Origin of the sequence: Pseudomonas sp. TUM22785 (assembly GCF_028198105.1) — a bacterium.
In the GTDB taxonomy this organism is placed as follows: Bacteria; Pseudomonadota; Gammaproteobacteria; order Pseudomonadales; family Pseudomonadaceae; genus Metapseudomonas; species Metapseudomonas solani.
This window is the reverse complement of the sequence record NZ_CP116239.1, coordinates 3,821,450-3,834,933: the sequence shown is the minus strand read 5'-3', so window position 1 is coordinate 3,834,933 and position 13,484 is coordinate 3,821,450. Positions and strand designations below refer to the sequence as shown.

Annotated in this window: 11 protein-coding genes; 5 read left to right on the top strand and 6 right to left on the bottom strand. The window is 67.5% G+C overall.

The genetic code is table 11. The features are described from left to right. Positions 1–159 precede the first annotated feature (159 nt). Together PI990_RS17340 and katB are read right to left on the bottom strand one after the other, a co-directional pair. Positions 160–690 (bottom strand): ankyrin repeat domain-containing protein, encoded by a 531-nt coding sequence (locus PI990_RS17340; protein ID WP_271657869.1) that lies wholly within the window; start codon positions 688–690, stop codon positions 160–162. Positions 691–739: 49 nt separating this feature from the next. Continuing rightward, positions 740–2,203: a catalase KatB gene (katB, locus tag PI990_RS17335; protein WP_442969341.1), complete on the bottom strand. Its 1,464-nt coding sequence runs from the start codon at positions 2,201–2,203 to the stop codon at positions 740–742. 267 nt (positions 2,204–2,470) lie between these two features. Between katB and PI990_RS17330 the strand changes: the two genes are divergently transcribed. Then, positions 2,471–3,373 carry a hydrogen peroxide-inducible genes activator gene (locus PI990_RS17330; RefSeq protein WP_271657867.1) on the top strand — a complete coding sequence of 301 codons (903 nt, stop codon included), beginning with the start codon at positions 2,471–2,473 and terminating at the stop codon, positions 3,371–3,373. Positions 3,374–3,379: 6 nt separating this feature from the next. On the opposite strand, the gene PI990_RS17325 is transcribed toward PI990_RS17330, so the two are convergent. Together PI990_RS17325 and PI990_RS17320 are read right to left on the bottom strand one after the other, a co-directional pair. Further along, positions 3,380–3,745: a hypothetical protein gene (locus PI990_RS17325; RefSeq protein ID WP_271657866.1), complete on the bottom strand. Its 366-nt coding sequence runs from the start codon at positions 3,743–3,745 to the stop codon at positions 3,380–3,382. Between the two features lie 81 nt (positions 3,746–3,826). Continuing rightward, positions 3,827–4,417 carry a YopT-type cysteine protease domain-containing protein gene (locus tag PI990_RS17320; protein ID WP_271657865.1) on the bottom strand — a complete coding sequence of 197 codons (591 nt, stop codon included), beginning with the start codon at positions 4,415–4,417 and terminating at the stop codon, positions 3,827–3,829. A 356-nt stretch (positions 4,418–4,773) separates the two neighbouring features. Here PI990_RS17320 and PI990_RS17315 point away from each other — a divergent pair, with 356 nt between their 5' ends. From PI990_RS17315 to PI990_RS17305, 3 genes are all read left to right on the top strand, one after another. Then, entirely contained in the window at positions 4,774–5,778 is a 1,005-nt protein-coding gene (locus PI990_RS17315; RefSeq protein WP_021221116.1) for a TerC family protein, read from the top strand. A 90-nt stretch (positions 5,779–5,868) separates the two neighbouring features. Beyond that, on the top strand, positions 5,869–6,783 hold the full coding sequence (locus tag PI990_RS17310; protein ID WP_271657864.1) for a hypothetical protein: 915 nt from the start codon (positions 5,869–5,871) through the stop codon (positions 6,781–6,783). Further along, on the top strand, positions 6,780–7,475 hold the full coding sequence (locus PI990_RS17305) for a hypothetical protein (RefSeq protein WP_271657863.1): 696 nt from the start codon (positions 6,780–6,782) through the stop codon (positions 7,473–7,475). The genes PI990_RS17310 and PI990_RS17305 overlap by 4 nt, the downstream gene beginning before the upstream one ends. An 18-nt stretch (positions 7,476–7,493) precedes the next feature. On the opposite strand, the gene PI990_RS17300 is transcribed toward PI990_RS17305, so the two are convergent. After that, a complete protein-coding gene (locus PI990_RS17300) occupies positions 7,494–9,557 on the bottom strand; it encodes a TerD family protein (protein WP_271657862.1) in 2,064 nt (687 codons plus the stop codon). 276 nt (positions 9,558–9,833) lie between these two features. On the opposite strand from PI990_RS17300, the gene PI990_RS17295 reads away from it, so the two are divergent. After that, positions 9,834–11,513: a hypothetical protein gene (locus PI990_RS17295; RefSeq protein ID WP_271657861.1), complete on the top strand. Its 1,680-nt coding sequence runs from the start codon at positions 9,834–9,836 to the stop codon at positions 11,511–11,513. A 49-nt stretch (positions 11,514–11,562) separates the two neighbouring features. On the opposite strand, the gene PI990_RS17290 is transcribed toward PI990_RS17295, so the two are convergent. After that, positions 11,563–13,059: an aldehyde dehydrogenase family protein gene (locus PI990_RS17290; RefSeq protein WP_271657860.1), complete on the bottom strand. Its 1,497-nt coding sequence runs from the start codon at positions 13,057–13,059 to the stop codon at positions 11,563–11,565. Positions 13,060–13,484: the final 425 nt, after the last annotated feature.

Below are 13,484 nucleotides of genomic sequence, written 5' to 3'. Positions count from 1 at the left end.
GCAACCGAACTTTTCGTGCTTGTCGATATGCCGGAAAGGCGTTTGCGTGGGGAGGGGGCGAGGGGTTTTGGTCGGCCATGTGCATCGGGAATTGGTGGGCTGAAGCCCACCCTTGTAGGAGCGAATTCATTCGCGATCGGGCTTCCAGGGAACCCCGCCTCAACGGGTACGGATCTCCCCCCGCGCGAGGCTTTCGGCATCGTTGCCGAGGGCGTCCTTCAATTGCATGTCGGCGCCTTGCTCGCGCAACTGATCCAGCAGTTGGGTGCGCTGGAACAGCGCGGCGTACATGGCGGCGGTCTGCCCGGCGGCGTTGCGCTGGTCGGTGGGGCAGGCGGCGTTCATCAGGCGGCGGGCGATGCCCAGCTCGGCCTTGAAGATGGCGCCCATCAGCGCGGTGTTGCCCCGGCCGTCCTGCAGGCAGGGATCGGCGCCGGCGGCGAGCAGGGCGTCCACCGCGTCGGCGTGGCCGTGGTAGGCGGTGAGGATAAGGGCGCTGTAGCCCTTGGTGTCTTGCGTGTTCAGGTCGTAACCGGCGTCGATGAAGGCCTGGAGGACGTCCAGCCGGCCTTCGCGCGCGGCGTCGAAATAGCGTTGGGTCAGCTCGGCCTGGATGGCGGCCGGGTCGGGTGATGGCTCGGCCTGGGCCAGGCCGACCCAGAGCAGCAGGGTGAGAAGTGTGTATTTCATCTCGGGCCTCCGTAAGCCGGCCCGCGTGTGCGGGCCGGGGTTGGGTGGGTCAGTCGGTGAGCTTGGCGGCCAGGGCTTTCACCTTGGCCAGGTCGCCACCGGCCACCTTGGTGACACGGGTGCCGTAGTCGGCATCGGCCTTGTAGAGGAAGGACAGCATGATGTGCTTGCTCTCGCTGTCGGTGCCGGCGAGGGACTGGCCGAAGCTGTTGACTAGGTCCTGTTGGTCCTTCTTGCCGTAGGAGCGGTACAGGTCACCGGCCTGCTTGAAGTTCTGCTCGCGCTGGATGCCGCGCTGCTGGGTGCTGCCCTGCAGGGGCGTCTCGACGTAGCGGGCGCTGGCGGTGGCTTCGCGGGGCTGCAGGCGGCTCGGCTCGTAGTTCACGCCGCTGCTGGTGTGGCCGACGTTCATGCTGCCGTCCTGGTTGCCGTTGTTCACCGCACCACGGGGCTTGTTCACCGGCAGCGACAGGCCGTTGGTGCCCACGCGGTAGAGCTGGGTGTCGGCGTAGGCGAACACGCGGCCCTGCAGCAGGCGGTCTTCGGAGGGCTCGATGCCCGGCACCAGGTTGGAGGGCGCGAGGGCGACCTGCTCGGTTTCCTGGAAGAAGTTGTCGACGTTACGGTTGAGCACCATCTGGCCGATCTTGCGCTCGGGCACGTCGGGCCAGACCTTGGTGGCGTCCAGCGGGTCGAACTCGAAGCGCGCCAGGTCCTTGGGCTCGAGCACCTGGATGTACAGGTCCCACTTCGGGTAGTCACCCTTGGCGATGGCGTTCACCAGGTCGGTGGTCATGTGGCTGTAGTCCTTGCCCTGGACGACCTCGACTTCCTTCGGGTCGAGGTTGCGGATGCCCTGCAGGGTCTTCCAGTGGAACTTCACGTAGTGCGTCTCGCCCTTGGCGTTGACCAGCTTGTAGGCGTGCACGCCGTTGCCGTCCATGAAGCGGTAGCCGGCCGGGGTGCCTTCGTTGGAGTAGAGCAGGGTGAGGGTGCGGATGGACTCCGGCACGTGGGAGAAGAAGTCGAAGCGGCGCGAATCGTCGTCCAGGTTGGTGCGCGGGTCCGGCTTGAAGGCGTGGACCATGTCCGGGAACTTGATGGCATCGCGGATGAAGAAGGTGGGGAAGTTGTTGCCCACCAGGTCCCAGTTGCCGTCGGCGGTGTAGAACTTGGTGGCGAAGCCGCGCGGGTCACGCAGGGTTTCGGGGGAGTGGTTGCCGTGCACCACCGAGGAGAAGCGCACGAACACCGGGGTGCGCTCGCCATTGCGGAAGACCTTGGCGATGGTCAGGTCGGCGATGTCCGCCGAGGCGACGAACTCGCCGTGGGCGCCGGTGCCCCGGGCATGCACCACCCGTTCGGGGATGCGTTCGCGGTCGAAGCGCTGCAGCTTCTGGATCAACTGCACGTCCTGCAGCAGCACGGAACCATTCGGCCCGGCTGTCTGAGAGTTCTGGTTGTCGCCTACGGGGGCGCCGTTGTCACGGGTCAGTGGTGCACCCACAGCCATGGAAAGATTGAACAGGCATGCCGCCGCCAGCAGGCCGGGGGCGGTGCGTTGGAATCTGGACATTTGCGTCTCCTGATGTCTCTGGTTCGGGTGTTGCGGCCTGAACCATAGGGAGCGCGGGAGGGGACGGATAATAGGATTTGGTCAGCCTGGCGATTAGGAAATATTAAAAGTCCTACGCGCGCCGCCTGCTTAGAGTTCTCGGGTACAAGCCCCACCCCGACTTCACCAGGAGGCCGCGCAAGCGGCTCGCACGCAGGACGACCCATGACCCTTACCGAATTGCGCTACGCCGTTGCCCTGGCGCAGGAACAGCATTTCGGCCGCGCCGCCGAGCGTTGCCACGTCAGCCAACCGACCCTTTCCGTGGGCATGAAGCGCCTGGAGGACTACCTCGGCGTGCTGCTCTTCGAGCGCAGCAAGGGCGCCGTCTACCTCACCCCCATCGGCGAAAGCATCATCGAGCAGGCGCAGAAGGTGCTGGCCGAGGCCAACGCCGTGCTGGAAATGGCCCACGCCGGGCGCAACCAGTTGTCCTCGCCGCTGCGGGTCGGCGCCATCTACACCATCGGGCCCTACCTGCTCCCGCACCTGATCCCCCAGCTGCACACCGTGGCCCCGCAGATGCCGCTGTACATCGAAGAGAACTTCACCCACGTGCTGCGCGAGCGGCTGCGGGAAGGCGAGCTGGACGCCATCATCATCGCCTTGCCGTTCTCCGAGCCCGACGTGCTGACCAAGGTGCTCTACGACGAGGCCCTCTGCGTGCTGCTGCCCGCCGACCACCCGCTGGCGGCCGAGCAGCGCCTTTCTGCCGAGGCGCTGGAGGATGCCGAACTGCTGATCCTGGGGGAGGGCCACTGCTTCCGCGAGCGGGTGCTGGAGGTGTGCCCGGCCACCCAGCGTGCCAGCGTGGAATCCAGCTCCCTGGAAACCATCCGCCACATGGTCGCCTCCGGGCTCGGCGTCTCGGTGCTGCCCCATTCGGCGGTGAGCGGCCACCACTACTCGCCGGGCTCCGTGGCCATCCGCCCCTTCAGCGCGCCGGTGCCGTTCCGCCAGGTGGCCATCGCCTGGCGCGCCAGCTTCCCCAGGCCGCGCGCCATCGACGTGCTGGCCGACTCGGTGCGCCTGTGCTCGGTATCCCGTGGGCCGAATGGAGAGGCTTGAGACGCGCTAGGACCGCCACTTCTCCAGGGCCGCGCGGCAGTCCTCCACCAGCGCCGGCATGTCTGCCTCTATCTCATGCCAGCCCAGCAGCGCCAGGGCCTCCCGTGCTGCCGTGCGCAGCGGCGCCCATTGCGGGAAGTCGGAGTTATTGCCGTCCAGGGTGGCGTAGGCGCCGTGGCCCAGGCTCTCGCAGGCGACCCGCAGTGCTTGCAGGTGTGCATGCGCCTGGGGCAGGCGCCGTGGCGGGAAGCCTTCGACGAAGGCCTCGAGGTGATCGAGGTAGGAAGGCCAGAGGTTGCAGTCGGCGCAGCAGCCGATGTTCGCCAGCTGCCACTCGGCGTCCCCGGCGAGGCTTTCCGGGTTCTCAGCCATGCCGCCTCCCCGGCCCTCGCTGCAATGGTGGCGAAATCTAGCACGGGGAGGGCGGCGGGTGATGGGATGCGCTTCAGGGGGTCAATGGGTCACGACTTTGTACTGCCAGAGCTCGCGCCCGCCCTTGTGGTACTCCTTCTTGTAGCTGACCAGGCCTTCGAATTCGGCCCCCTTGCCTGCCCAGAAGTCCTTCCACCAGCTGCGGATCGACACCTGGTCTTCATTGATGAGTTCCCACTCGCCCACATTGGGATCGAGGAACAGCACGTGGTCCCTGTCGAGGCTGCTGAATGCCATGGCATGCCCGCCATCGGCGCCATCCACCACGTAGATGTAGGCGCCCGGGACCGCCAGTACATGGTCGATCACATCCTGGCGCGTGCGCAGCCCGGTGAATTTCTTGAAGGGGCCGCCGCCTTCCCGCTTGGTTACCGTCAGGCCGAATCCCTCCATGTTGTTGTCGCTTTTCTTGTTGCGTTGCCTGTGGCTCTCCAGCAGTTCCTGGATGGTCTCCGGGCCGATGATGTCGTAGATGGTTTCACCGGGCGTCAGATGGCCCGCCAGAACGGCCCTGACCCAGCGGCGGCAGGCTTCGAGGCATACGCCACGGGCATCGTTCCCGGTGTAGGCGAGGGCGGTGGACTGGCTGACCTTGTGGCGTTCGATAGTCATGACACTTCCTTGTTCATGGGGTGGGCGTTCGTTGTGCTTTCTGGCCTGTTGGCTGAGGGAGTGCAACAACGGAGGCGATGGAGACTAGCCAGCGTCAGAGTGCTGTCAATGGACGACAACGAGGTGGCCTCATGCTCAATTCCAGCCTTCATGCAGGGCTGTGCGCAGTCAAGATCACCCGGTTACGGGCGGGGCTTTCGCATGACGCGCAGGAAACACTTTGCAAAAGCCCGCTCGTTGAGCGCCTGCCCCGGGATTCTGTAATTTATCTGCCGTGAAGCCGGGCCCCTCTGGCGGTTAATACCGCGATGTCGGAATCACAGTCTGTACAACTTCGACTGCAAGGAGGGGCTCCAATGACCGCCCTAGATACGTTCCTGTTTTCCGACTTCCTCGGCACCGCCACCTGGCTGTGGCTGGTCTTCTTCGCCGTGGTGTTCGCCCTGCTGGCCTTCGACCTGGGCGTGCTCCATCGCGATAACCGCGAGATCGGCGTCAAGGAAAGCCTGCTGCTCTCCGCCGGCTACATCACCGCCGGCCTGCTGTTCGGGCTCTGGGTGTTCTTCCAGAAGGGCGGCGACGCCAGCATGGATTACCTCACCGGCTTCCTCATCGAAAAATCGTTGTCGATGGACAACGTGTTCCTCATGGCGATGATCTTCAGCTTCCTGGCCATCCCCCGGGAGTACCAGCACAAGGTGCTGTTCTGGGGAATCATGGGGGTGATCGTGCTGCGCGCCGTGATGATCGGCCTGGGCGCGGCGCTGATCCACGAGTTCAGCTGGATCCTCTACGTGTTCGGCGTGTTCCTGGCCATCACCGGCGTGAAGATGCTGTTCTCCAAGGTGGATGACCACCCGGACCTGGAGAACAACGCGCTGGTGAAGTTCCTGCGCCGGCGCATGCGCGTGACCGATAGCCTGCACGGGCAGCGCTTCTTCGTGCGCCAGGCGGATGCCACCGGCAAGACCGTGCTCTGGGCCACGCCGCTGTTCCTGGCCCTGGTGATGATCGAGTGCGCCGACCTGGTGTTCGCCATCGACAGCGTGCCGGCGATCTTCGCCATCACCCAGGACCCCTTCATCGTCTACACCTCGAACATCTTCGCCATCCTCGGCCTGCGCGCCCTGTACTTCGCCCTGGCGGCGCTGATCCACCGCTTCGCCTACCTGAAGTACGCCCTGGCCCTGGTGCTGGTGTTCATCGGCACGAAGATCTTCCTGGTGGGCATCATCGGCAAGATCCCGGCGGTGATCTCCCTCAGCGTGACCCTGGGCCTGCTGGTCGGCGGCGTGCTGCTGTCGCTGTACAAGACCCGTGGCCAGGCGCCGCAGCCCATCGAGGAAAACCGCGCGAGCTGATGGCGCGTCGTCACACCCGCCCCCTCGCGCACTGACGCGCCGAGGGGGCTTTTTGTTAGGCTGCGCTCCTTTTTTCGCAAGGAGCACTGCGTGGCCCTTTCAGCATGGAAGCACCTGCCCTCGTGGGCGGCCCTGTTCGTCGCCACCACGGCGAGCGCCCATACCCTGCCCAGCACGGTTTACCGCGGCACGGCGGGGGATATGCAGCTGGAGGTCATCCTCCAGTTCGACAGCGCCTGGGACGGCATGGCCGGGTTCGTCGAAACCTCGGCGGCGGCCGATCACCTGACCCTGGAAACGACGCCCTATGACCCCAGTGAGCCGCTGCTGATCAACCTGCGCGACGGCACGCCACTGCCGCCGGCGGCGATCGAGTTCCAACCCTTCGCCCTCGACCAGCAGGTGCTGCACGGGCGCTGGATCGACCTGCGCACCCGCGAGGAGCGCGTGCTGCAATTGGAGCGCAAGCAAGTGTTCCGCGAAGGCTCCCGGGCGGTCTACGAGGCCGATCTGCTGCAGCAGGGCACCAGCCAGGGCATGAGCTTCCGCGTGCATGCGCGCAAGGTGGCCAACGACGCGGTGCCGGTCTTCGACCGCATCACCATCACCGATAAGGCGAGCGGCGCGACGCGGCAGGTGATCGAGGGGCTGGATGCCTACTTCTATGGCACCGACACGCTGCGGTTGGCCTACCTGGACGATGACGATTTCGTCGACTTCTCCTTCGTGCCCAAGCGCATCCGCGAGAGCGACCAGGCCCTGACCAGCGGCACGGTGCAGTACTACCTGTACGACCCGGCGTCCGGCCGCTACGCCCTGCACGCGGGCCTGACCGAGATGGCCGGCAGCGGCTCGCTGTACCCCGATGCCCACCAGCGCGGGCGCTTCGAATACCGCCCCGAAGGCGGCGAACGCTTCCGGCCCGGCACCTTCCAAGCAGGCTTCTACCGCCTGGACGCAGGGCAACGGGTGGTGGCTGAAGCGGCCGGGGAGGCCGCCCAATGAGCCGCCTGTTCCGTTCCTGGTTGCGCCTGGCGCTGCTCGTGGTCTTGTGTGGGCCCGGCCTGGCCGGCGCCGTGGATGTCTACCAGGGCACCCTCGGCAAGCAGGCGGTCACCCTGGTGACGTTCCAGCAGAACCGCGTCATCCGCGGCGTGTATTTCTATGACCGCTACCGCACGCCGATCCGCCTCAAACCGGTGTTCAGCAACAACGAGCCCAACAACGGCATCGGCATGGACGAGCTGGACGCCGGCGGGCTGCCGGCTGCGCGCATCCTTGTGTTCTTCTCGGGCTACTACAAGCGCGATGCCACCCTCAATGGCACCTGGACCGACTACCGCACCGGCAAGCGCCTGCCCATCCACATGAAGCACGTGGCCATGCTGCGCTCCGACGAAGCCTGGCCGGGGGCGACCACGGCGGTGTTGCAGGCGGCTTCCACCGAACGCTTCTACTTCCAGGTGCCGCTGGCCAAGGACGGTGGCCCGGCGTCGGCCATCGAGGTGTATGCGAAGAAGACCGGCAAGCGCGTGCAGACCCTGAGTCTGCCGGGTTGCCGCAGCGAGGATGTGGAAACCGTGCAGCTGGCGGTGGAGCAGGGCGCCACCCAGTTGCGGGTGGGCAAGCGCTACCGCTGCGCGGGCGTGGCCTTCGCCTGGAACGAGGGCACGGGGCAGTTCGAATCGTTGCGTTGAAGCGGCCCCGCGCCGGGCTCAGAGGAACTCGGCGCGGATGCGGTCGGTGTCGAACGGGGTGATGCCCTCGCGCAGGCCGAACAGCGTATCGGCCTGCTCGGGCCTTTCCACCCGGCTGCCGCGCGCCTCGGCATGCAGCGCGAACAGGGTGTGCAGGTCCGGGGCGGCGAGGCTGGTCATGGCGCGCAGCATCAGCGAAATGCCGCTGAGGTTGTTGGCGACGTTGTTCCAGCGTGGGTAGCCGCCCAGGCCGATATCCGTCCAGAGGATGCAGCGCTGCTCCAGGTCGATGATGAAGGGCAGGCAGGTCTGCTGGTTGGCGGAGAGGTCGAGGCGGTCTTCCACGGTGCGGGCCTCGAAGGCTTCGCCGGAGTCCACGTCGCTGCGGGCCATCCAGCCGGCGAAGCATTCCGGCAGGTCGCAATAAGGCTGGTTGGTGTAGCTGTTGACGCAGGGCACCACGAAGCGCAGGCCCTTGTCGCGCAGTAGCTGCAGGTCGAGGTCGATGAACTCGGCAGCGCCTTGCGGGGCGTCGACGATGTCGCCGCTGTGGTGGCCGCCGTAGCCGTGCAGGTTGTAGTAGGCCACCAGGTCGCGGTAGACGAAGTCGCCATCGAAGAAGGCGGTCGACAGGTCGATGTCGGTGCGGCTGTGGCCGTTGGTCCACCAGAGGAACAGGCGGATGTAACGCGACTCGGGCAGCGGCATGCGGCTGCCGCGCACCAGGGTACGCAGCGAGCGCGAGGCCGAGCGCTGGGCCAGGGGCACCACCCGGTCGGCCAGCTCCGGTGCCAGGTAGCAGCGGCCCAGCGGCGGGCGGCTGGCGAAGCGGGCCACCAGGGTGGCGCGGATCAGCGCGATGGCGTCGGCCAGGTGCTCGGGGGCGATGGGCGCGCGCCGATCCGGGAGCGTCCAGGCACGGGCGGCATCGCCCTTGGGGAAGAAGGTGCGCAGGGGCGCGTGACCGCGATGTTCGAACTGCGCCAGGGCCTGCAACAGCACCGGCGTGGCGACCTGCTGGGCGACCTCGGCGAACTGCTTGAGCACCGCATCCGGCTGCGGGCTGGTGCGCAGCAGGTGGTCCAGGCGCCGGGCCATCTCGCCGGGGCGGGTGGCCAGGCGCTGGCTGGCGGCCTCGACCCGGCCGGTTTCCAGGTCCCGCTCCACCTGGCCATTGAAGCCGCTGAACGGCAGGCCCTCGCGCAACACCTGGAAGGCTTGCCAGGTACGCGGGCATTGGCTGCGGTAGTCGCCGGGGTGCAGGCCTTCGCCGAGGCGCTTCCAGCGTTCGGGCCAGCGGCGCATGTCTTCGGTGGGGTCGCCGCAGGCTTCCAGCAGCGCCAGCAGCCGGCGCCGTTCGCGACGCTTGAAGCCCTTGAAGCGGCAGGACTCGGCCAGGGAGACATCGCCATCGCAGAGCGCCACGGCCAGGCGCAACACATCGGTGGCGGTGCCGATGCGTTGGTCGACGAAGCGCTCGGCGCGCTCGCCGGGGACGAAGCGCAGCAGCCAGGCGGCGATCAGCGCGAGGTTTTCCTTGAAGGGGATTTCTTCCGGCAGCAGGTCCAGCACCTTGTCGCGGTACTGGCGCACGAACCACTGCAGGTCGGCCTTGTCGTCCGCCGACAGCGAGGTGCGCGAGGCGGCCAGACGGGTGCAGAGGCGCTCGAATTCTTCCTGGGTGCCGAGGTCGATCTCCAGCGGCTGGCGGTGGTGCAGCAGGGGCGCCGGCAGGCTCGGATCCTGCAGGCGCAGGCGTTGCAGAGTGAGGTAGTGATAGACGGCGCGCTGGTACAGCTGCGCCTCGTCCAGGGCCAGGCTGCCGGCTGGGAAATCGGGGAACAGCGGGCGGTGTTCACGGTGTGCGCCGGTCATCGGGGCCAGGTGGCGGCGCAGGTCGCGCAGCACCCGGGCGAGCTGCTCCGGCGAGAGGGTCAGCAGGCGCTCGGCGAGGGCCTCGGAGAGCACGAAACCGAGCTGCTCGGTTTCCTTTTGCACCATGGCCACCTGGGCCAGGCTGGCGCCGCCTTCACCGGGGCTGACCGCGAACTTGCGGCAGCGGCGCAGGAAGATTCCGTTCACATCTGCTCCTGAAATGAAAAGCCCACCGTGAGGTGGGCGGGTGGGAAGCGGGCACCCTAGTTTCAGAGGTAGAAGGAAGGACGCCCATAGCCACGGCGTGGAGGATATTGCAGGTGGCGGGAAAAATGAATCGCCGTCTGCAGGCGAACGCTCGACGCTTTCGCATCGTGGCGATTTCTTCTGTGCCACGGCTGGTGAGCACCCGTGCTTCACGCCATGATTGGCCCCTTTGTGCGGGCCATGGATCGGCCGGGCCCGCTGTACCGGGAACGTGCGATGCACATGGAATCGGAACGGCCTTCCGCCGCCTGGCTCTACCTGGGTGGCGAGGGCATCGAGCCCCGTTGCCTGGCGACGGATGCGTACGTGTCGCCGCTCTGGTGCCTGCTGCTGGCGGGTGCCGAGGTGGTGCCGGCGATCACGCCGGCGCAGGTGGAGGTGCAGACGCCCGGCAATGGCCTGCGCCTGTCGCTGGAAACGGCGCAGGACAACTGGGCGCAGTTCGACGCCTATATCCGCCGTCACCCCCAGCACAATCGCGTGCCCGCCATCGGGCTTTGCCTGGACGCGGTGGCGGCCTTCCTGCAGCGTGCCGCTGAAGCCAGCGAGGGGCCTTTGCAGGCGCTGTGGCTGCAGGGCGACCTGGATGCGGTTTCCGGCCCCTTCGACGCCAACACCGACTCGCGCATCGGCTTCTGGAAGTGGAACGCCGACACGCGCCTGCAGGCGTTGCAGGCGGGCACGGTCGACCTGCATGACATCACCCTGGTGCTGGATTACGAGAACCTCGACGAGTGGGTGCGGGCCTTTGGCCTGGATACGCTGGACCACCCCTGGTTCCGGGCGCTGGCCCATCTCGAGGGTTTCGCCGGGTTGCAGGTGCCTTTTGCCGAGCTGGAGGCGCCTGCCGAAGCCAAGCCACTGCCGGTCGGGCTCGATGAGCACGACATTGCGCTCGACCCCGGCCCTGAACACGAGCCGGAAAACGAGCTGGAACTGGACGAGCCGGCGCCGCCGCCCGTTTCCCCTGGGGAGTGGGCGCGCCGTTACCAGGCGGGCGACCCCGCGGCGGCACTGGCGCTGTCCCGTCTGGCCGAAGACCCGGCCCAGGCCATGGACTGGGCGCGGCGCGCCTGTGGCCTGGAGGGGGCCGCCGAGCCCACGGCGGCGGCCTGGTTGCGGCTGGCGCAGCTGGCCTTCGAGAGGGCCGGCAGCACGGATGAGCTGCTGCAGGCGCGTGGCTGGGTGGAGCGGGCGCAGGCGCTGGATCATCAGCTGGACGAGGTCTATGCGCTGCTGTTGCTGCAGGCGCGCCTGTGGCTGGATGCCGACGCCGGGCCGGTGGACGGCGCACGGGCTTTCGCTGCGCTGGAGCGGCTGCTGCTCCTGAGCGGGCGCAACCAGGCGGTGCATACCGAGGGGCTGCACCTGCTGGGCATCTGCCGTCGCGATGGGTTGGGCTGCCCGGCGGACCCTGAGGCGGCGCGGGTGTCGTGGCGCTCCGCCGCGTCGGATGGCCATGGCCCGGCGACTCAGGCGCTGGTGGAGCTGCTGGCCGCACAGGCCGACGCCGAGGAGGATGCCGAAGCGGCGGAGCGCTTGTGGCTGGAGGCGTTGAACCACGCCGAGGTCTACCTGGAGTGCTTCGCCGAGGAGGGCGACCCGCGGGTGCTGGCGTTCATGCACGGTTTCTGCGGCGAGCTTGCGCTGCGCACCGACTCCATCGACTGGGAGGCGGCGGAGCTGCACCTGGTGCGCGCGGCCGAGGCGGGGAACGTCGATGCCATGGGGCTGCTGGCGATCGACGTCTACCGCAACCGGCAAAGCCCGTTGCGCGACCTCAAGCGCGCGCTGCACTGGGCCTGGCGTTACGGCGTTGCCACGGGGGTGCTGAAGTCGGCCGACGCTGGCTGGCAGCGCTGGGTGTTCGCGCTGTTCTGGTTGCTGCGGGGATAGGCGAGGTGCATCGCCCCGCCCATGGCGGGCCGGGCGATGGCGCGGTGCATCAGTAGGTGATGCACACCGACTTCAGTTCGGTGAAGCCTTCGATGGCGGCCTTGCCGAACTCCCGGCCCATGCCGGACTGCTTGTAGCCGCCGAAGGGCAGGTTGGGGTCCACCGGGACGTGGTTGTTGACCCAGACGGTGCCGGCTTCGATGCGCGGGATCAGGTCCATGACCCGGCCCAGGTCGTTGCTCCAGATGCTCGCGGTGAGCCCGTAGTGGCTGTCGTTGAGCATGTCCACGGCCTGGTCGACATCGTTGAAGGGCAGCACCGAGAGCACCGGGCCGAAGATTTCCTCGCGCACCGAGGTCATCCCCTGGGTGACCTTGCCCAGCACCGTGGGTTGCACGAAGTAGCCGGGCAGGTCGGGCTGGCCGCCACCGGTGCAGAATTGCGCGCCTTCCTCGCGGGCGATGGCCAGGTAGCGCAGCACGCTGGCCTGCTGGCGGCGGGAGACCAGGGCGTTGACCTGGGCGTCCGGGTCCATGCCGGCGCCGACCTTCAATTGCGCCACCTGGCTGGTCAGGGCTTCGACGAAGTCCTGGTAGCGGCTGGCGTGCACGTAGAGGCGCGAGGCGGCGGCGCAGACCTGACCCTGGTTGAGCAGGCCACCGCCGATGGCGCCGGCCACGGCCTGCTCGATATCGGCATCGGCGAGCACCAGCATGGGGTTCTTGCCGCCCAGCTCCAGGGTGAAGCGGGTCATGTTGTCCAGCGCCGCACGGCCCACCTGCTTGCCCACGGCGGTGGAGCCGGTGAAGGACACCTTGTTCACCTGCGGGTGGGCCACCAGCGCGGCACCGGCATCGGCACCGCCGACCAGCACGTTGAAGGCGCCCGCCGGGATGCCGGCCTGGATCGCCAGCTCGGCCAGGCGCAGGGCGGTGAGTGGGGTTTCGTCCGCCGGCTTGATGATGATGGTGCAGCCGCAGGCCAGGGCCGGCATCACCTTCCACAGGGCGATCATCATCGGGAAGTTCCACGGCACGATGCCGGCGATCACCCCGGCCGGCTCGCGGCGGGTGTAGGCGTTGAAGCGCGCCTGGGCCGGCACGGGGATGGACACGTCCAGCGTCTGCCCTTCGATCTTGGTGGCCCAGCCGGCCATGTAGCGCATGTAGTTGACCGAGGCGCCGACCTCCACCGCGCGGGCGAGGTGGATGGACTTGCCCTGGTTGAGGGTTTCCAGCTGCGCCAGTTCCTCGCCGTGGGCTTCCACCAGGTCGGCGAAGCGCAGCAGCACACGCTCACGCTCGGCGGGGGCCAGGCCGCTCCAGACGCCCGAGCGGAAGGTGCGGTGGGCGGAGGCGACCACGGCATCCACCTGCGGCGCGTCGGCCTGCAGGATGCGCGAGAGCGCCGCGCCGCTGGCGGGGTTGTGCACCTCGCGCTGGATGCCCTGGGCGGGCTGGTGTTGTTGGCCATCGATGAACGAGGCGTGGGTGCGGTCGACGAAGGCGTCGACGCTGGGAAGGGTGTTGATCAGGGCATTGGACACGATCGGCTCCTGGTTCGGGCAGCGGGAGGGTTCGCCCGCGTAGGGCGTGCCCCAGCTTAGGGTCGGGCCCTGGCCAGGGCTTGACTCTGCCTGCCACGCGAACATGACCCAGCGTGCAGTGAGGCGGCCTGTCACGCAGGCGCAACGATCTGGCAGCAGCGGACAAGCCGTAAGAAGGGGAAGGGCGGATAGTCATCCCGTCGCCTTTGCTGGGCGTCGGTTATTGATTGCTCCGTGCTCCACGCTTTACCGCCGTTCTGGTCATCGGCGGTTTTTTTTGCCTGCGATTTGGTGGGAAGGCTTGGGTAGGGTGGGTAGAGCTGTGCGAAACCCATGCTGCCGGGGCGGCCGATGATCACGGTGTGTGATGGGGCCTCGGATCGATGGGTTTCGCTTCGCTCTACGCCATCCTACGGGTGTGCGAG